Below are 19,502 nucleotides of genomic sequence, written 5' to 3' on the forward strand. Positions count from 1 at the left end.
AATAATTAGCGTTATAATTTAAAAAACAGATTTGAAAACTGTATTATTAAAAAAATATTTTTTTCTGAAAAGTATCTATAAATAAACGTTAAATAGGAGTGATACAAGTGTCTAAAGAGTATAATAAAGGATCGGATAATCTTGTTGAAAGTTTAAAAAATTTAGGTGTTAAGTATGTGTTTGGTATTCCAGGTGCTAAAATTGACGGTGTATTTAATGCGTTAGAAGATGATGGACCTGAATTGATTGTCACTCGACATGAACAAAATGCTGCATTTATGGCACAAGCGATTGGTCGAATTACTGGGGAACCAGGTGTTGTGATTGCGACTAGTGGACCAGGTGCTAGTAATCTAGCTACTGGTTTGGTGACTGCAACAGCAGAAGGTGATCCAGTGTTAGCGATTGGTGGACAAGTAAAAAGAAGCGATCTATTAAAATTGACACATCAAAGTATGGACAATGCCGCGTTGTTCAAACCAATTACTAAATATAGTGCTGAAATTCAAGATCCTGAAACAATTTCAGAAGTAATTGCGAATGCTTATCGTTTGTCTAAAAGTTGTAAAATGGGTGCAAGTTTTATTAGTATTCCTCAAGACGTGGTCGATGCTCCTGTAAAAGAAAAAGTTATTAAACCTTTACAAAGCCCAAAATTAGGTTCGGCTTCTGCTGAAAATATTGCTTATTTAGCGGATAAAATTCAAGAAGCAGAATTACCTCTATTATTAGTTGGAATGCGCGGATCTAGTCATGAAGAAACTGAAGCAATTCGTCATTTAGTGGCTAAAACTGAATTGCCAGTAGTTGAAACTTTCCAAGCAGCTGGAGTGATTTCACGAGATTTGGAAGATAACTTTTTTGGTCGTGTCGGTTTATTTAGAAATCAACCAGGTGATATGCTGTTGAAACGTAGCGATTTGGTTATTGCTATTGGTTATGATCCGATTGAATATGAGGCAAGAAATTGGAATGCAGAGGGTGATGCTCGAATTATTGTTATTGATGAAGCACCTGCTGAGATTGATGCTTATATGCAACCTGAACGAGAATTAATTGGTAGTATCGCAGCAACGTTAAGCTCATTAGCAGATGTATTACCTGAGGGCCAAGTTTCGTTAGAATCTAAAAAATATTTATTGACTTTACAAGATAAATTGAAAAAAAGAGATTATTTTGAGCGACACGATGCATATAATCGCCTACATCCGCTAGAAGTGATTAACACATTACAGACAAATGTGACAGATGATATGACGGTGACAGTTGATGTGGGTAGCCACTATATTTGGATGGCGCGTCATTTTAGAAGTTATGAACCACGTCGTTTGTTATTTAGCAATGGAATGCAAACATTGGGTGTGGCTCTTCCGTGGGCGATAGGTGCAGCATTAGTTCGACCAAATACACAAATTATTTCGATATCAGGTGATGGTGGATTTTTATTTTCAGCACAAGATTTAGAAACTGCTGTTCGCCGTAAATTAAATATTATCCATTTGATTTGGAATGACGGTCGTTACAATATGGTTGAATTTCAAGAAATTATGAAATATCAACGATCATCTGGTGTTGACTTCGGGCCGGTAGATTTTGTTAAATATGCAGAAGCTTTTGGTGCGAAGGGGTTGCGTGCGACTAGTTTAGAAGAGTTACAAGATGCTTTAACTGAAGGGTTTGCAACTGAAGGGCCAGTAATTATTGATATTCCAATTGATTACCGTGATAATGCTGAATTAGGTAAGACAATCTTACCAGATCAATTTTATTAGAAAGAAGGGTCTTTAAAATATGGAAAATATATTGTATCAACATGGAACATTAGGAGCGTTAATGGCGGGATTGATGGATGGCAACCTAACAATGAATGACTTGTTAGAGAATGGAGACTTTGGGATTGGGACTCTACATGGGTTAGATGGTGAAGTTGTTGTGTTAAATGGACGAGCTTATCAAGCGCGTTCGACTGGTGAATTTGTTGAACTGAATGGTAGTGAATTGACACCATATGCGGCTGTCACAAATTTTAGAGCAAATCGTTATTTTTTTGTTGATACACCAGAATCAAGTGATAAACTAAAAAAAAATATCTTCAATCATTTGCTTAGTCCTAATTTATTTGCTGCTATTAAAATTTCTGGTGTTTTTGATAAAATGCATGTGCGAGTGATGCCAAAGCAGTTTCCGCCGTATCAAAAATTAGTTGATGTAGCCAAAGTTCAACCTGAATTTACACGTAATCATGTTAAAGGGACGATTGTGGGCTTCTTTACGCCAACTTTGTTTCAAGGAACCGCAGCAGCTGGATTTCATTTACATTTTATTGATGAGACTGAAACATTTGGTGGACATATTTTAGATTTTGACTTGTCACATGGTTTAGTGGAAATTAGTGATATTGAAACATTGACTCAACACTTTCCGATTACTGATGCTACTTTTCGTGATCAGACAATTGATTATTCTAATGTTGCTTCAGAAATTGAAGAAGCAGAATAAAAAAGTTACACAGTAACTTTTTTATTTACCACTTAGCGCAACCGAATGCGCTAAGTGGTATTTTTTTTGTTAATCGGTGATTATTTATTACAAATGAAAAAAATAGTGAAAATTTCAAAATTGATAGCGATACCACGTTTGGAGCTGAGTTGAAAATATGATAAAGTAATTTCGTTATTGATATATCAATGTAATTTTAGATATAGATATATTAATTTAACAATAAAAATTAAGCTGGGGGTTTGTTTTTTGAAAGGGAAAACTTTTGAAGTGCTACAAAAAATCGGTAAAACATTTATGTTACCGATTGCGTTATTACCAGTAGCCGGATTACTTTTAGGGGTTGGGGCCTCGTTTACAGGGAATGCATTTATTAAAACTTATCATTTAGAAGGGTTACTAAATGAGCATACACTTTTATTTAAATTTTTATCTGTCCTAAAAGATTGTGGCGATATTATTTTTGTTAACTTACCTTTATTATTCGCTGTATCTGTTGCGCTTGGAATGGCCAAAGCAGTCAAAGAAGTTGCTGCTTTATCTGCCGTGGTAGCTTATATTATGATGTACGCTTCTTTAACTAGTGTGATTGATAATTTTTTAGATTTAAATAAATTAGAAAAAACTAGTGGCTTGATTGGTCAAGTTCTAGGTTTTGAGCATACGATGAATACAGGTGTTTTTGGTGGGATTATTGTTGGTTTGCTTGTTGCATGGTTACACAATAAATATTACAAAATTGACTTGCCAGATGCTTTGTCATTCTTTAGTGGCACGCGTTTTATACCTATTGTGTCTGCTTTAGCAGGAGTTGGCCTTGGGTTTGTTTTTGCTTTCATTTGGCCATTTTTTGCGGCCGGAATTGCGGCTTTAGGTGTGTTAGTAGCTAACTTAGGTGTCGTTGGCACTTTTATTTACGGCTTTACTTATCGAGCATTAATTCCATTAGGATTACATCATGTCTTCTACTTACCATTTTGGCAAACATCACTTGGTGGTGTAGCAACCATTGATGGTCAAACGATAGAAGGGGCACAAAATATTTTATTTGCACAATTAGGTGCGGGTATTCCAATTGGACCAGAATATGCAAAATTTTTCTCAGGAATGTTTCCTTTTATGATTTTTGGTTATCCAGCAGCAGCGTATGCGATGTATCGTCAGGCTAAACCTGCTAAAAAAGAAAAAACTAAAGGCTTACTTTTTTCAGCATCATTAACATCGATATTTACAGGTATTACTGAACCTTTGGAATTTTCATTTTTATTTGCATCGCCGTTTCTATATTTCGGTGTGCATTGTGTTTTAGCTGCGTTATCATTTGCGATTATGAACTTATTACATGTTGGTGTTGGTGTCACTTTCTCTGGTGGCTTACTTGATTTTGTTTTATATGGAATTTTACCTGGACAAGGAATGACTAACTGGATACCGGTTGTTTTTGTAGGTATTATTTATGCTTTTGTTTATTATTTTGTGTTTACTTTCTTTATTAAAAAGTTTGATATTAAAACACCAGGACGTGAAGATGACGATGTGGAGACAAAATTACATTCGAAGCAAGACTATTTAGCAAGTAAAGATGGAAAAGTTTTTACAGATGAAGAAAAATTATCTTACCAAATTGTTTTAGGATTAGGTGGAAATGGTAATTTAGTAGACGTTGATAATTGTGCGACTCGATTACGTGTCAATGTAAAAAATGGTAAATTAGTTAATCAATCAGTATTGAAAGCTACGGGTGCAGCTGGGGTAGTTGTTAATGGAAATGGTGTGCAGGTCATTTATGGACCGAAAGTAGCTAATATTAAGACTAATATTGATGAGTTTATTGCAGCTGGACATCAAGTAGCATTGGAAGAATCATTAGTTGAAGACTCTAGCAATAATTCGGTAGATATAATAGAAGAAAAATTACCAAGTGAACACAAACAAGTGAGTCGTGTACCGTTGTTCTCAGTATCAAATGGACGAGTTATTCCAATTGGTGCAGTAGCGGATCAAGTATTTTCGCAAAAAATGATGGGTGATGGCTTTGCTGTTTTACCATCATCAAATGATATTTACTCACCTGTTCGTGGAGAAATTATGAGCATTTTTCCGACTAAACATGCATTAGGGATTAAAACACCTGAAGGGTTAGAATTGTTGCTTCATATGGGGCTTGATACAGTTCAATTAGATGGGAAACCATTTGAATTATGTGTTGCAGAAGGACAAGTTGTAACTGAAACAACGCAATTAGCGAAAGTCGATCTGAAATCCATTCAAGAAGCTGGTAAGGGACTTGATATGATTGTTGTTGTCACAAATATGACAAGTGATATGACTATTGAATTAACTAATTTAGGTACTCAGGAAACAATTCAAGAAATTGGTAGTGTTCTAATTACAAAATAGTAAAAAATAAGCACGTGTGTTCATGTAGATGATGAACACACGTGCTTATTTTAAAGTGAATTAAAAAAACCATTCAGAAAATTTCTGAATGGTTTTTTACTATTAACGTCGCAGGAGGGATTCGAACCCCCGACCGTTCGCTTAGAAGGCGAATGCTCTATCCGGCTGAGCTACTGCGACAACTTAAAAATTAAGTTTCTCTCAAGCACAAACATAATAATAAACAATTAGTCTGTTATAGTCAAGCTTTTTTTTATAAAATATAAAAAAATTAGTTTTCTATGATAAAACTTTAAAAACTATTTCTGATAATGTAGTAGACAAAAAATTAATTTAGGTATATAATCTTAATGTTAGATTCAACAGATTGGGTTGGGAAACCTTTCTGTAAAATTAGAATTGAGGGGAAGATTATATTATGGGGAAAATAGATCCAAGAGTAATTAAGACGCGCAAAAAATTAAGAGGTTCATTTTTAGAGCTACTAAAAACGCGTACATTAAGTGAGATGAATATCAAAGATTTAACGAATCAAGCTGGTGTTACACGAGGAACGTTTTATTTACACTACAAAGATAAAGATACATTTATTGAGACTATTATGGAAGAAATTATTGAAGATTTCTATCAACACGTAATTGTTTATTCAACAATTGATGGTGAAGAAAATGTTCCGCAATTAGTATTAGATAATTTCTTTAAATATGTTGGAGAAGCGCCTGAGTTCTTTATTACATTATTGAAAGAGCATGATGCGGATATGTACCGCGTGTTGTTTAGTGATAAATTATATGACTACATTTTAGAACATGTGTCGCACTCTAATCCGATTCCTGTGCGTAAATTACCAAAAGAACTAATTGCTAACTATTTAGTTTACGGTTTATTAGGGATTTCAGAGGCTTGGGTTGTTGAAGGTAAAATTTATGCAAACCATTACATGGCTGCAAATGTTGCTAAATTGATGAAATCAGAACTTTTTGAAGAAGTAAAATTAACTAATTTTTTCGTTGATGTTGTAAAAGACTAAATAGAATAGTAATAAATTAAAAGGTTAACTAAAAAGTAGTTGACCTTTTTTTCTATATTTGGTAAGATGTTAATGTTGTAATTGTGTGCACCACAGCTACAACCGCTCGAATTAAGTTATTAAGTACGTTATGTCGCTTATGCCGGCGAGTCTAAGTAAAGAATAGGAGGTGCGGAACAAACATGTACGCTATTGTTAAAACTGGTGGTAAACAAGTTAAAGTTGAAGTAGGTCAAGCAATCTACGTTGAGAAATTAGACGTAGAAGCTGGTGAAAAAGTTGTGTTTGATGAAGTTATTTTAGTAGGTGGCGAAACAACTAAAGTTGGAACGCCAATCGTTGCAGGTGCAACTGTTGAAGGAACTGTTGAAAAACAAGGAAAACAAAAGAAAGTTGTTACTTACAAATACAAACCTAAAAAAGATTCTCATCGTAAACAAGGTCACCGTCAACCATATACTAAAATTATGATTGATGCGATCAACGCATAATAAACTGATTAAAAGGGTGAGTTGCTCATGATTGATGTAGCATTTACACACAATAAGCAACACCAAATTGTTGCTTTTGAAATGAGTGGTCATGCTGGTTCTGGTCCTTGTGGCTATGATATTGTATGTGCTGCTTGTTCAGCGCTATCAATCAATACTGTTAATAGTATTAGTCAATTGGCTAATTTCGATTTAATTGTAGAGGTTGATGACGGTTATCTTTTTGCAACTTTGCCAGAAGATATAACAAAAGAACAATTGAAAATAAGTCAAATCTTATTATCTAGTTTGCTTATTGGGTTAGATGAAATAGAAAAAGAGTACTCACAATTTATCCAAGTAACTAAAAACTGAGGAGGTGTATCTCATGTTAACAATGAATTTACAATTATTCGCCCACAAAAAAGGTGGAGGTTCAACAACTAACGGTCGTGACTCACAATCAAAACGTTTAGGTGCAAAACGTGCTGACGGTCAAACTGTTTCTGGTGGTTCAATCTTATACCGTCAACGTGGAACAAAAATTTATCCAGGTACTAACGTAGGTCGCGGTGGCGACGATACATTATATGCTAAAGTGGAAGGCGTTGTACGTTTTGAACGTAAAGGACGCGACAAAACTCAAGTTTCTGTTTATCCAGTAGCTAAATAATGATTTTAAAAAAAGCTTAAATTCTTTTTAAATCAAGAATTTAAGCTTTTTTATTTTGTTTTGATTTAAATGCTCTTCATTAGGTTGTACTGTTGAAAAACATTTAGTGATAATGATTAGCACTGATTACATCTTAGAATTTGTTTCCTATAATTAATGGTTCTGTTGCAAAGTTTTCCAATTCTCTTGATGTAGGGTAGAATTAAGAAAAAAAGTTAACTAGGAGCTTTCAAATGACTCATTTTAAGGGGAAACAATTCAAAAAAGACATTATAACGGTAGCCGTTGTCTATTATTTGAGATATAAATTGAGTTATCGGGAAGTTTCAAAAATTATGAGCGACCGTGGAATTAACGTTTGCCACACAACTATCTATCGCTGGGTACAAGAATCCAGTCAAATTATCTACGGTTTATGGAAAAAAAGAAATCAGTCTGTTAACGATTCTTGGCGAATGGATGAAACTTATATTAAAATAAAAGGAAAATGGCATTACTTGTATCGTGCCATCGACTCTTCGGGTTTAACCTTGGATACTTGGTTGAGAAAGAATCGCGATAAACAAGCAGTCTATGCTTTCTTTAAAAGATTAGTCAAACAATTTGGGGAACCTAGAGTTCTTGTGACTGATAAAGCTCCTTCACTAAGGAGCGCGTTTAATCGACTTAAGCTAGAAGGTTTATTTGATAGAACGACTCATCGAACAAGTAAATATTTAAATAATATCATTGAACAAGACCATCGACCGGTTAAGAAGAGACATACATTATATCAGTCCATAAGGACTGCCTCCTCCACGATTAAAGGAATTGAAGCAATACATGCACTGTACAAAACTAGCCAAAGAGACGGAAATCTCTTCGGCTTTTCAGTGATTCACGAAATCAATCAACTACTAGGTATTCCTGCATAAAACTCACGTAAGAAGTAAAAATTAGTTCTAATTTTAAACTTTGCAACAGAACCATTTAAAGAAATAGGTGATATTAATTATGCTTTTAAGAAGGATGAAATTATATATTAAAGTAATGTACGTTTTGGTTGTTGTCTTTATTGTAGCTACTTTATTTTCAATTTATAGACGCGATTGGGTTTGGAGTTTTATTGGAGTTTTAGGTGTTTTTAGCACACTATATAGCGTGAAACAGTTAAAAGAAGCAAGTAATATGTTGAAAGAGGCACTTGATACTGTGAGTGATGAGAAACCAATTTAGAAAAAATTCAGCTATTTATTTAATTGATTATTTTGATGATTTAGTTCACTAATTGAGGACTAATAGTGAAGTCGATTTATTGAGGAATTAATCTATTATTAAAGTTTTTATCTAAGTTCATCATAGTGAGTAATATAATTCATAATGATGAACTTAAACATGTATTTTTTTAAAGTTGCTTTTAATTGGCATTATGTTAGCCTAAGAGTTAAATAACTATGATAAAATGAACGGAATTTTACAAAGGTGGGGTTTGTATTAGGAAAACTTTATTATTCTTATATCTAATATGTTTTAACATTTTTGCTTTTGGATGTGAAAAACAAACAACCAAAATAATGAATAATACGGTTCTGTTATCTAGTAACTTAATGAGTGTACTTATTGGTGATAACTAAAAAAATAACCCTCTAGTTAGTGTAATTACTAGAGGGCAAAATGTTAGGAGTATGTTTGTTAATTCTGACATACTAATTAGAATATACGTCTAAACCTGAATAATTTTTTTTATTTAAATAATTTTTATTGTTTGCCTAATTGTTAAATTTTGAGTAATTAAAATGAATGTTCAGTGATATACATAAGGATTATTTTTTAGTGGATTAGCACATAATTAAGTGAATTTAGGAACTGTTTTGATTTGTAAAGAAAGAAAACGTGGGTATGTTCTGGCTTTGAGACACCTATAAATTTTGATAAAGACTATGTTATAAATAACTTTCTTCTATTATATATTCTGCGATTTGCTTTGTGCTGGTTAAATCAGTTGGCTAGTTATGATGGATTGCTTTTTTTAGTGTTTAATTTAGATTCTCACTTTGTTATAATAGATGCAAGTGTAAAATGTCATTGGAAAGAAGGATGTTAAGTATGTTAAAACGTGTTGAAAATTTGCGAACAAAAATGAAAAAAACTCTCTTGAAGCATTTATTATTACTAACCCATATAATTTACGGTATTTAACAGGATTTACTGGAACGACAGGGATGGCTTTGATTACACTCGAAGAAGCGTATTTTATTACGGATTTTCGTTATACTGAGCAAGCAGCAACACAATGTGAAGGTTACACAATTGAAAAAAATGTTGGACCTATTCTAGATAAAGTATCAGAATTAGTTGATATTTCTGGTGTCGCTAATGTTGCTTTTGAAGAAACTAATGTGACATTCAAACAATTTGTTGAGCTAGAAACGTTAATGGAGCAAGATTTAATACCAATTTCTGGAATGATTGAAGAGTTACGTGAAGTTAAAGATGCTGATGAAATTGCGATCATTAAAGATGCTTGCCATATTGCTGATCAAGCATTTGAACATATTTTAACTTATATCAAACCTGGTCTAACTGAAATACAGGTTGCTAATGAATTAGACTTCTTTATGCGTTCAAAAGGTGCTAGTGGTGTGTCGTTTGAGACAATTGTTGCTAGTGGTTTACGCTCAGCAATGCCTCACGGAGTGGCTAGTGATAAAATCATCGAGCAAGGTGACTTTATTACAATTGATTTTGGATGTTACTACAACGGCTATGTATCTGATATGACACGGACAATTTCACTAGGCGAACCACGTAATAGCCAATTGAAAGATATTTATCAAATCGTTCTTGGTGCTCAAGAAAAAGTTTTAGAAGTAGCTCAAGCTGGCATGACAGGTATTGAGTTGGATGCTGTTGCTCGTGATTACATTTCGGAACATGGTTATGGTGAAGCATTTGGACATTCGACAGGTCATGGTATTGGTTTAGAGATTCACGAAGGACCAAATGTGTCGAAGGTTGCTGAAAAAGCATTTGTTCCTGGAAATGTTATAACCAACGAACCAGGGATTTATTTACCCGGAATTGGTGGCGTTCGAATTGAAGATGATATGTTAGTTACAAAAAATGGCGTAGAACGATTGACACATTCACCAAAAGAGCTTATTATTTTATAGAATATAAGAATGGACTAATTTTTCATATCAAGGTAAGATAGAAGACAAAGAGATACAATCTGTTAGGCGTTCATATGTCTCTCAAAAAAAGTTAAGGAGGATGACACATGGCTGAAAATAAAAATTTAGTATTGAATAATGAAAATCAAGAGGTACAAGGAGATATTGTAGTAGCTCCTGAAGTACTGGAAGTCATCGTCGGTATTGCTGCGTCAAAAGTAAAAGGTGTTTACACAATGCGTGGTAATTTAGCGTCTAATGTGACTGAGTTATTTGGTGGTTCCGTTCATGATAAAGGTGTTACTTTACGCAATGAAAATGGTAATATTATGATTGATTTATACTGCTATTTGAATTATGGCGTATCGGTACCTAAAGTGGCTATTGATATGCAAGAAAAAGTGAAGCAACAAGTTCTTTACATGACAGATTTAGAGTTGTCTGAAGTGAATGTACACGTAGTCGGTATCATTCCTGAAAAAACAATATTGCCTGATTTAGATGAGTTATTTGGTTCGGAAGACGAGGAAGAATAAAATTGGATTTTACAAGACATCAATTAAGACAGTTAGCGTTTCAAAGTATTTTTATTCAGTTGTTCGATGAGGAGTTAACTGCAGAGTTAGCTATTGAGCGTGCTTTAGAGCTTTATCCTAGACAAATGACTGATGAACAAGATGTGCCAGCCTATTTGACTCAGGTCGTTTTAGGTGTGTCAGAGCAAGAAGAAATCATCGATGCAACGATTACGAAACACTTGAAAAAGTGGAAAATTAATCGAATTGCGCGAACTGATTTATCAATTTTACGTTTAGCCGTTTATGAAATGCTTTATTTGGATGAATTACCAGCTAAAGTTTCATTAAATGAAGCTCTCGAGTTAACAAAAGAGTTTAGTGATGATGAGTCACGTCGTTTTGTGAATGGAGTCCTATCTGCTGTTATGTTAGAGGCAGAAGAAAAATAATGTCGAATCGTGTATGCCGCAGTGGTGTGCACGATTTTTATTTATCTAGAAGGTAAGTTAGATTAGAATATGATAGAATAATAGCATGATATTTTAAATGGAGGGGTTTTAGAATGGCAATCATTATGAATGGTCGGCAATTAGCTGACCAATTACAAGATAAATTAGCTACAGAAGTGAATAACTGGCGGGCTAAAGGGTTGCGGTTACCAACGTTAGCCGTTATTTTAGTTGGAGATGACCCAGCAAGTCATGTTTATGTAAAAAATAAAGAAAAAGCTGTAGCGAAAATAGGATTTCATTCTATCGTTAAAAGACTACCCAAGGAAACAACTGAGGCTGAGTTGTTAGAACAAGTGCAAACATATAATCTTGATCAAGCAATTGATGGGATTCTAGTTCAATTACCATTGCCTGAACATATTGATGAAGAAAAAGTTTTGTTAGCAATTGATGCTAAAAAAGATGTGGATGGTTTTCATCCTTTAAATATGGGAAAATTATTTATTGGTAAACCAGATAAAATCGCTTGTACACCATACGGTATCATAACATTATTAAAAGCATATGATATTAAAATAGAAGGAAAACAAGTTGTTGTGGTTGGTCGGAGTAATATTGTAGGTAAACCAATGGCTCAATTGATGTTAATGGAACATGGTACCGTCACCTTAACACATTCTCGAACGAAGAATTTACAAGAATTAACGCAGACAGCTGATATTTTAGTTGTGGCGATTGGTAGAGGTGAGCTAATTACAGCTGATTACGTTAAACCAGGAGCTATTGTAATTGATGTAGGAATGAATCGTAATGAGTCTGGTAAGTTAGTCGGTGATGTTGATTTTGCTTCTGTGGAACCCGTTGCTAGTTTTATTACGCCTGTTCCTGGTGGCGTAGGTCCGATGACAATTACTATGTTAATGGAACAGACAATGGCTAATGGCAGGCTAGCACATTTAGAAGGTGAGTAACATGGAACAAAAAGATTATTTAACAGTTACTGCGTTAACGAAGTACCTGAAACGAAAATTTGACGCTGACCCTTATCTTGAACGTGTTTTTCTAACAGGAGAAATATCTAATTTTCGGTTTAGAGCAAATTCACATCAATATTTTAGCCTAAAGGATGATCGAGCTAAAATATCTGCAGTGATGTTTAAATCAGCAATGTCTCAATTAAAATTCAAACCTGAAGAAGGTATGAAGGTTTTAGTGGTTGGTCGTATTTCTTTATATGAAGCGAGCGGTAATTATCAAATTTATGTGGAACATATGGAACCTGATGGCAAAGGAGCACTTTATCAAGCTCTTGAACAACGGAAAGAAGCGCTGACTGCTGAAGGTTTATTTAAAGCTGATTTCAAGCAATTATTACCAAATTATCCTAAGCGTATTGCTGTAATCACAAGTGCAAGTGGTGCTGTTATTAGAGATATCATTACCACTATTCAAAGACGCTATCCAATTGTGCAGCTTGTATTATTTCCGACTGTTGTTCAAGGAGATAAGGCAGCAGCAGATATCGTGAGACAAATTAAGCAAGCGGATAGTCGAGATTTTGATACAATGATTGTCGGTCGTGGTGGGGGTTCGATTGAAGACTTATGGCCCTTTAACGAAGAAGCTGTTGTCCGCGCAATTTTTGAAGCAAAAACGCCAATTATTTCTTCTGTTGGTCATGAAACAGATGTCACATTAGCCGATTTGGTGGCTGATGTGCGAGCTGCTACTCCAACTGCAGCGGCCGAATTAGCTGTACCAGTATTATCAGACGAATTAGTCAAAATTCATGATAAGAAAATGCGCTTGTATCAAGCATTTAAACGCTTGATGCAAGTACAACAACATCGTCTTGATCGAGTGCATTCTTCTTTTGTCTTTAAACAGCCACAACGCTTATATGAGCCATATGCTTTAAAAGTAGATGAATTAGTGACACGTATGGACAAACAACTTGCACAACAAGTTAAGCAAGAGACACAAGTATTTAACCAGTTAACCCAGAGATTATGGCGGTATACGCCACAGAATCGTATTCAACAATTAATACAAACTAATACGTATTTAGATGAACGATTACGATCAGCGATGACAACTTATATTGTGTCACAACGTGAGCGATTTACTGATTTAATTAATCAATTAGATATATTAAGTCCGTTAAGAACCATGAAGCGTGGATATTCATATGTTGTATTTGATGAGCAAGTAATCTCTAGTGTAACTCAGATAGCGAAAGATAGTGATATTCGTGTAGTAATGAGTGATGGTGAGGTTATTGCCAAAGTAAATAAAATTGAAGAGAAAGAGATGAATGACTAAATGGCAAATAAAAAAAAGACCTTTGAAGAATCTTTAGGGGAATTGGAAAAAATTGTTCAACGCCTTGAAACGGGTGATGTACCATTAGAAGAAGCATTAGCTCAGTTTAAAGAAGGTATTGAGTTGAGTCAACTATGTCAAAAGACCCTAAGTGAGGCTGAAACAACTTTAACTAAAATGATGACAACTGATGGTGAAGAAGTAAATTTTGACACTGAAGGAGCCTAGGTGATGACTTTTAGAGAATTTTCAAAACAACAAGTTCCACGAATTGATGATACTATGATTCACTTTTTAACAGAAACAACAACAGAAAAAAACTTGTTAGAGTCTATGGTTTACTCAATTCAAGCAGGCGGTAAACGATTTCGCCCATTATTGTTATTAGCAACAATTGATTTTTTGGGCGAACCTCTAAAAAATGGTGCGTATCAAGTTGCTTCTGCTTTAGAAATGGTTCACTGCTATTCTTTAATTCATGATGATCTACCAGCTATGGATGATGATTCATTACGTCGAGGTAAACCGACTAATCATAAAGTATTTGGTGAGGCAACGGCAATTCTTGCAGGGGATGGTCTATTAACTGAAGCTTTCCATCTAGTTGCGAAGAGTGATTTAACTGCTGATATAAAAAATCAGTTATTGGGTGATTTAGCAAAAGCGAGTGGAACTCATGGAATGATAGCAGGACAAATGCTAGATATCTCAAATGAAAATAAAAAGATTAGTTTATCTGAATTAAAGCAAATGCACGGTCGTAAAACAGGTGCGTTAATCGAATTTGCAGTTTCTGCTGGTAGCCAACTAGGAAGTGCACCAGTTGCTGTCAAGGAACACTTGAAAGTTTTTGCCGAAGCAGTTGGAATTGCTTTTCAAATTCGTGATGATTTGCTTGATGTGATTGGTGACGAGACAGTAATTGGCAAAAAAATTGGTGCAGATGCGAAGTTAAATAAGAGTACTTACGTATCTTTATTAGGATTAGAAGGTGCAGAACACTCTTTTCAACAAACTTGTACTCTTGCACAGGGTTCTTTGCAAGAGGCAAAAAAACTAATGGGTATAACTCAGCAAACGATTTTAGAAATGATATTAGAAGAATTGATGGTAATAGATAAATGAGTGAAAAAATAAAAAAAGAACGTATTGATGTGCTAGTTACGCAACAAGGATTAACAGAAACACGAGAACAGGCCAAGCGTGCGATTATGGCAGGATTGGTTTATGATATGAATAATCTACGTTATGACAAGCCTGGTGAAAAGATACCTCAAAATACTGAGTTAAAAATCAAAGGACACACATTACCTTATGTCTCAAGAGGTGGCTTAAAGTTGGAAAAAGCCATTAAAGCTTTTGGTATTGATTTTACTAATAAAATTTTACTTGATATAGGGTCATCAACTGGAGGGTTTACAGACTGTGCTTTACAAAATGGTGCAAAAATGAGTTATGCACTAGACGTAGGGTCTAATCAATTAGCTTGGAAGCTCCGACAAGATCCTCGTGTTGAAGTGATGGAAAAAACGAATTTTCGTTATGCTAAGCGCGATGATTTTAAATTAGGGCAACCGATGATTGCTTCTATTGATGTATCTTTTATTTCATTAAAATTAATTTTACCAGCTTTAAAAGACATCTTGGCATCTGATGGCGAGGTTGTTGCGTTAATTAAACCACAATTTGAAGCTGGACGTGAGCAAGTAGGTAAGAAAGGAATCATTCGCGATAAAAAAATTCATTTGGCTGTTTTACAGCAGGTTCTAGGTTTTATGACGTCATTTGGGTATGACATTGTTGCATTAGATTATTCACCAATCACAGGTGGAGATGGTAACATTGAATTTTTAGCTTACTTAAAACCTGTCTCAGCTATCGGAATGTACCGCTTTGAGCAAACACCGGAAGAGGTAGTTAATTCAGCTCATCTGCAGCTCACTCATCAAAATAAGACGACTAATCACATTAATTAAAGTAGGTGAAAGGTATGATTCAGGAATTATCTGTACAGGACTTTGCAATTATTTCAAGTTTAACGATTCAATTTAAGGGTGGTATGACCGTCCTAACAGGTGAAACTGGTGCTGGTAAATCAATTATTATCGATGCCATGGGATTATTGGTAGGTGGTCGTGGCTCCAGTGATTTTATTCGCGATGGGACGGAACGGTGCCGAATTGAAGGAGCATTTTATGTTGAAAACCAATTGCCTATTAAAGCATATCTCACAGAAATTGGTGTCGACATGCCGGACGAATTACTAATTTTACAACGTGAAATTTTTAGAACTGGTCGTAATATTTGCCGAATCAATGGTCAACTCGTCAATACGAAGATTCTACGTGAAGTAGGGCACCGTTTAGTTGATATTCATGGTCAAAACGAGCATCAAGAATTGATGGATGCCACGCAGCATTTAGGACTACTGGATGATTTTGATAAGTCAATGTTACAACCATTATTGGCAAATTATCAGGATCTCTATCAACAATATATGCATGTTAGTCAACAGATTGATTCCTATCAGACTCATGAAAAAGAGTTTGCGCAACGTATGGACATGCTACAGTTTCAATTTGATGAGATAGGGACGGCCAATCTTGAGGTTGATGAAGATACACGCTTACTGGAAGAACGTAGTAAACTGATGAATTACCAAAAAATTGTGCAGACCCTTAGTAGTAGCTATGATGCTCTAGAAGGTGAAGGTGCGCAAACGCTTGATTTAGTTGGTCGTGTCATGACAAATCTCGAACAAATCGAATCACTAGATACAGACTATGCTGAAACAACTGAATTAGTCCGTAATGCGTATTATTTACTGCAGGAAGCAGCTGGTAGACTATCTAGTCATTTAGATGTGTTAGAGATGGATGATGGCAGATTAGATGAAGTTGAAACAAGATTAGATACTATTCGTCAGTTGAAACGTAAATATGGGGAACAAATTACCGATATTTTAGCTTATTTTGATAGTATTAAACAAGAACTTGAGTTGACGACTACTGACACAATACAGCTAGACGAATTATTTCAGTTAAAAGAACATTTATTTGGCGAATTAACTGTAGCCGCTGATAAATTAACCAATGAACGAAAAAAAGTCGCTCAGCGCTTAGAAAAAGCAATTTTGGAGCAATTAAAAGGTTTATATATGGAAAACACACAATTTAAAGTACACTTTCAACTGACAACTCCAAAGTTTACTCGCTTAGGGCAAGATAAAATTGAATTTTATATTTCAACCAATATTGGAGAAGCATTAAAACCCTTAGCTAAAGTTGCATCTGGAGGTGAACTGTCCCGATTGATGTTAGCACTTAAGACAATTTTTTCTCAAACTCAAGCAATTACGAGTATTATCTTTGATGAAGTTGATACTGGAGTTAGTGGTCGTGTCGCACAGTCAATTGCAGAAAAAATTCATCAAATTGGTGAAAATTCACAAGTTCTATGTATTACTCACTTACCACAAGTCGCTGCCGAAGCTGACACACAGTATTTTATTGAAAAGCGTGTGGTTGATGACCGAACAGAAACGCATGTTAGAGAATTGAATAATGATGGTAGAGTAAAAGAAATTGCACGTATGTTAGCGGGAAGTGAAGTGACTTCTTTAACCTTACAGCATGCAAAAGAGTTATTAAAATTAGCGCATGATTAAAAAAGCAATCAGTAACTTTGTATCTAAAGTTAGGCACAAAGTTACTGATTGCTTTTTAAGTTATAATTTTAACCGAATGGTCCTAAAACAGTGAAAACAGCTCCGCCAATTATTGCTAACAACATAATCCAAACAACAACTTTTGTGATTTTGCTAAAAGTACTTGGTTGTTTATCCATAATAATAACACGTCCTTCTTACTTTTGTTAAAGCCAGTTTACAATAAATTGTTACATAAATTCAAGTCTCTAGACTATTTTTAAAGAATTACTAAGCATTTTCAGAAAAAAATTGAAGAGAAAGATAAACTATCATATAATAATAACAGAAAAGCTTTATTAATCATATGCTTTATGGTAGTGATTGAAAGGAATTATTAAAATTATGAAGACAATTAGTGAATTCACATTACTTTGGTATATTATACCCATAGCTTTGTTTATATTGTTTAAACATTTTGGTAAAAAATATCAAATAGAGAGAAAATATGGTATTCGGACACCGGATTTAGTGACACCATTTTTGTTACTCAGTGTCCATTATATTTCGTTAAATTCTTTAGATGAAAGCTTTTTTCCTTATGTGACTTTAATGTTATTATTAATTGCCATGTTAGTTGGAGTTTTTCAAGTATACCAATTCAAAGAGCTCAATCTTAAAAAATTTTTAAAGATGTTTTGGCGTATTACCTTTTTAATTAGTTTTTTCTTATACTTAGTACTGATGATTGTTAGTATTATTTTGGCATTGAAATAATTATTTTTGTTGATTTATGAATTGATAATTCTATTTATTAAACAATCTTTTAACGAAAAAAACTACTAGATAATGTGGTAGAATGTGGGGGAATGTGGTAGACTATTCTTATTGAGTGGTGGATTGAGGTGACGTTTAATGTTTATGGGAGAATTTCAGCATAACATAGACTCGAAAGGACGTCTTATTATTCCAGTTAAATTACGTGAAGATTTAGGTCAACGTTTTATTTTAACTAGAGGAATGGATGGCTGTCTATTTGGTTACCCTTTAGAAGAATGGACCACTTTAGAAAAAAAAATACAAGAAATGCCATTATCAAAAAAAGAAGCTAGAACATTTGTCCGTTTTTTTTATTCTGCAGCTGCAGAGTGTGAACTAGATAAGAATGGACGGATTATTATTCCAAGTAATTTAAGAGAATATGCCAAATTAACCAAAGAGTGTCGTGTTATCGGTGTGGCTAATCGCATTGAATTATGGTCTGAAGAACGTTGGATGGCTTTTTCGGTAGAGGCAGAAGAAAATTTTGATGCTATTGCCGAAAGTATGATTGATTTTGGATTTTAAAAATAGCTAGAGAGTGAGAATGTTATGGCAGAAGTATTTAAGCATACAACCGTTTTATTAAAAGAAACCGTCGATGGCTTGGCCATTAAACCTAATGGAACATATGTGGATTGTACATTAGGTGGAGCGGGACATAGTGATTATTTACTTTCTCAGTTAAATGAGGAAGGGCATTTGTATGCATTTGACCAAGACTCAGAGGCTATCAAACATGCCAAAGTTAAATTGGCATCATATATTGAAAAAGATATGGTGACATTTATTCCAGCAAATTTTAGATACTTACAAGTAGAATTATTAAAATACGACGTCCATCATGTTGATGGTATCTTATATGATTTAGGTGTATCATCGCCACAATTAGATGAAGCGGAACGAGGATTTAGTTATCATCAAGATGCGCCTTTAGATATGCGTATGGATCAAACCGCACCACTAACTGCGAGAGATGTCGTTAATGATTATGACTATCATAAATTAGTTAAAATATTTTATCGATATGGTGAAGAAAAATTTTCTAAACAAATTGCACGATTGATTGAAAAAAAGAGAGAAACTGAGCCGATTGAAACCACTGGACAGTTGGTAGAGATTATTAAAGAAGCGATTCCGGCACCTGCTAGAAGAAAAGGTGGACATCCCGCAAAAAGAATTTTTCAAGCCATTCGGATTGAAGTTAATAGTGAACTCGATGTGATTAATGAATCACTTGAACAGGCTATTGACCTACTAAATGCTGATGGACGTTTAAGTGTGATAACGTTCCACTCTTTAGAAGATAAAATAGTCAAAAATATTTTTAAAGAATACAGCCAAGCTCATCCTGATTTACCACCTGGATTACCTATTATTCCCGATGAATATCAGCCAATCTTAAAATTGGTTAACCGTAAACCGATTTTAGCTTCTGAAGCTGAGTTAGCTGAAAATAATCGGTCACGCAGTGCTAAGTTACGGATTGCTGAAAAAATAACTTCAGAAAGGATGGTCTAG

21 protein-coding genes, 1 tRNA gene, 1 pseudogene and 1 other annotated feature are annotated in these 19,502 nt (G+C 34.5%); of the genes and pseudogenes, 21 read left to right on the forward strand and 2 right to left on the reverse strand.

The annotated features are described in order from the left end of the window. Window positions 1-107: 107 nt before the first annotated feature. The 3 genes from alsS to BW732_RS09200 all read left to right on the forward strand — a co-directional run bounded on the left by alsS (window position 108) and on the right by BW732_RS09200 (window position 4,899). Window positions 108-1,772 carry an acetolactate synthase AlsS gene (gene alsS / locus BW732_RS09190; protein ID WP_077276475.1) on the forward strand — a complete coding sequence of 555 codons (1,665 nt, stop codon included), beginning with the start codon at window positions 108-110 and terminating at the stop codon, window positions 1,770-1,772. Between the two features lie 19 nt (window positions 1,773-1,791). Then, window positions 1,792-2,499 carry an acetolactate decarboxylase gene (budA, locus tag BW732_RS09195; RefSeq protein WP_077276476.1) on the forward strand — a complete coding sequence of 236 codons (708 nt, stop codon included), beginning with the start codon at window positions 1,792-1,794 and terminating at the stop codon, window positions 2,497-2,499. Window positions 2,500-2,748: 249 nt separating this feature from the next. After that, complete coding sequence (locus tag BW732_RS09200; RefSeq protein WP_077276477.1) at window positions 2,749-4,899, forward strand: PTS sugar transporter subunit IIABC; 2,151 nt, start codon at window positions 2,749-2,751, stop codon at window positions 4,897-4,899. A gap of 106 nt (window positions 4,900-5,005) precedes the next feature. On the opposite strand, the gene BW732_RS09205 is transcribed toward BW732_RS09200, so the two are convergent. Next, a tRNA-Arg gene (locus BW732_RS09205) sits at window positions 5,006-5,079 on the reverse strand. A 238-nt stretch (window positions 5,080-5,317) separates the two neighbouring features. Here BW732_RS09205 and BW732_RS09210 point away from each other — a divergent pair. From BW732_RS09210 to recN, 15 genes and pseudogenes are all read left to right on the forward strand, one after another. Then, complete coding sequence (locus BW732_RS09210; protein WP_077276478.1) at window positions 5,318-5,929, forward strand: TetR/AcrR family transcriptional regulator; 612 nt, start codon at window positions 5,318-5,320, stop codon at window positions 5,927-5,929. A 90-nt stretch (window positions 5,930-6,019) separates the two neighbouring features. Beyond that, window positions 6,020-6,092 (forward strand) — a sequence feature (ribosomal protein L21 leader region). A 19-nt stretch (window positions 6,093-6,111) separates the two neighbouring features. Next, window positions 6,112-6,420 (forward strand): 50S ribosomal protein L21, encoded by a 309-nt coding sequence (gene rplU / locus BW732_RS09215; RefSeq protein ID WP_077276479.1) that lies wholly within the window; start codon window positions 6,112-6,114, stop codon window positions 6,418-6,420. Window positions 6,421-6,447: 27 nt separating this feature from the next. Further along, a complete protein-coding gene (locus BW732_RS09220; protein WP_077276480.1) occupies window positions 6,448-6,774 on the forward strand; it encodes a ribosomal-processing cysteine protease Prp in 327 nt (108 codons plus the stop codon). Window positions 6,775-6,787: 13 nt separating this feature from the next. Beyond that, complete coding sequence (gene rpmA / locus BW732_RS09225) at window positions 6,788-7,072, forward strand: 50S ribosomal protein L27 (RefSeq protein WP_077276481.1); 285 nt, start codon at window positions 6,788-6,790, stop codon at window positions 7,070-7,072. 233 nt (window positions 7,073-7,305) lie between these two features. Next, the gene (locus BW732_RS09230) at window positions 7,306-7,986 is read left to right on the forward strand and encodes an IS6 family transposase (RefSeq protein ID WP_077276482.1); all 681 of its coding nucleotides are present in this window, start codon (window positions 7,306-7,308) and stop codon (window positions 7,984-7,986) included. Window positions 7,987-8,065: 79 nt separating this feature from the next. Then, the gene (locus BW732_RS09235; protein ID WP_077276483.1) at window positions 8,066-8,287 is read left to right on the forward strand and encodes a hypothetical protein; all 222 of its coding nucleotides are present in this window, start codon (window positions 8,066-8,068) and stop codon (window positions 8,285-8,287) included. Window positions 8,288-9,157: 870 nt separating this feature from the next. After that, a pseudogene (locus BW732_RS09240) lies at window positions 9,158-10,224 on the forward strand (M24 family metallopeptidase). Window positions 10,225-10,331: 107 nt separating this feature from the next. Continuing rightward, window positions 10,332-10,760: an Asp23/Gls24 family envelope stress response protein gene (locus BW732_RS09245; protein ID WP_077276484.1), complete on the forward strand. Its 429-nt coding sequence runs from the start codon at window positions 10,332-10,334 to the stop codon at window positions 10,758-10,760. Continuing rightward, window positions 10,757-11,191: a transcription antitermination factor NusB gene (gene nusB, locus BW732_RS09250; protein WP_077276485.1), complete on the forward strand. Its 435-nt coding sequence runs from the start codon at window positions 10,757-10,759 to the stop codon at window positions 11,189-11,191. Before BW732_RS09245 ends, nusB begins: the two co-directional genes overlap by 4 nt. 113 nt (window positions 11,192-11,304) lie before the next feature. Continuing rightward, complete coding sequence (folD, locus tag BW732_RS09255) at window positions 11,305-12,165, forward strand: bifunctional methylenetetrahydrofolate dehydrogenase/methenyltetrahydrofolate cyclohydrolase FolD (protein ID WP_077276486.1); 861 nt, start codon at window positions 11,305-11,307, stop codon at window positions 12,163-12,165. Between the two features lies 1 nt (window position 12,166). Then, window positions 12,167-13,516, forward strand: coding sequence for an exodeoxyribonuclease VII large subunit (xseA, locus tag BW732_RS09260; protein ID WP_077276487.1), 1,350 nt, complete (start codon window positions 12,167-12,169; stop codon window positions 13,514-13,516). After that, entirely contained in the window at window positions 13,517-13,744 is a 228-nt protein-coding gene (locus tag BW732_RS09265; protein ID WP_077276488.1) for an exodeoxyribonuclease VII small subunit, read from the forward strand. Beyond that, window positions 13,745-14,641 carry a polyprenyl synthetase family protein gene (locus tag BW732_RS09270; RefSeq protein WP_418369023.1) on the forward strand — a complete coding sequence of 299 codons (897 nt, stop codon included), beginning with the start codon at window positions 13,745-13,747 and terminating at the stop codon, window positions 14,639-14,641. It abuts the gene before it with no gap. Between the two features lie 8 nt (window positions 14,642-14,649). Next, on the forward strand, window positions 14,650-15,492 hold the full coding sequence (locus BW732_RS09275) for a TlyA family RNA methyltransferase (RefSeq protein WP_077276901.1): 843 nt from the start codon (window positions 14,650-14,652) through the stop codon (window positions 15,490-15,492). A gap of 14 nt (window positions 15,493-15,506) precedes the next feature. Then, on the forward strand, window positions 15,507-17,183 hold the full coding sequence (gene recN, locus BW732_RS09280; protein WP_077276490.1) for a DNA repair protein RecN: 1,677 nt from the start codon (window positions 15,507-15,509) through the stop codon (window positions 17,181-17,183). A 68-nt stretch (window positions 17,184-17,251) separates the two neighbouring features. On the opposite strand, the gene BW732_RS09285 is transcribed toward recN, so the two are convergent. Continuing rightward, window positions 17,252-17,362: a DUF4044 domain-containing protein gene (locus BW732_RS09285; RefSeq protein ID WP_077276491.1), complete on the reverse strand. Its 111-nt coding sequence runs from the start codon at window positions 17,360-17,362 to the stop codon at window positions 17,252-17,254. Window positions 17,363-17,567: 205 nt separating this feature from the next. Between BW732_RS09285 and BW732_RS09290 the strand changes: the two genes are divergently transcribed. The 3 genes from BW732_RS09290 to rsmH all read left to right on the forward strand — a co-directional run bounded on the left by BW732_RS09290 (window position 17,568) and on the right by rsmH (window position 19,502). Beyond that, window positions 17,568-17,939: a DUF3397 domain-containing protein gene (locus BW732_RS09290; RefSeq protein WP_077276492.1), complete on the forward strand. Its 372-nt coding sequence runs from the start codon at window positions 17,568-17,570 to the stop codon at window positions 17,937-17,939. Window positions 17,940-18,077: 138 nt separating this feature from the next. Then, complete coding sequence (gene mraZ, locus BW732_RS09295) at window positions 18,078-18,509, forward strand: division/cell wall cluster transcriptional repressor MraZ (protein WP_077276493.1); 432 nt, start codon at window positions 18,078-18,080, stop codon at window positions 18,507-18,509. A gap of 24 nt (window positions 18,510-18,533) precedes the next feature. Then, complete coding sequence (gene rsmH, locus BW732_RS09300) at window positions 18,534-19,502, forward strand: 16S rRNA (cytosine(1402)-N(4))-methyltransferase RsmH (protein ID WP_077276494.1); 969 nt, start codon at window positions 18,534-18,536, stop codon at window positions 19,500-19,502.

Source organism: Vagococcus penaei (assembly GCF_001998885.1).
Classification (GTDB): domain Bacteria; phylum Bacillota; class Bacilli; order Lactobacillales; family Vagococcaceae; genus Vagococcus; species Vagococcus penaei.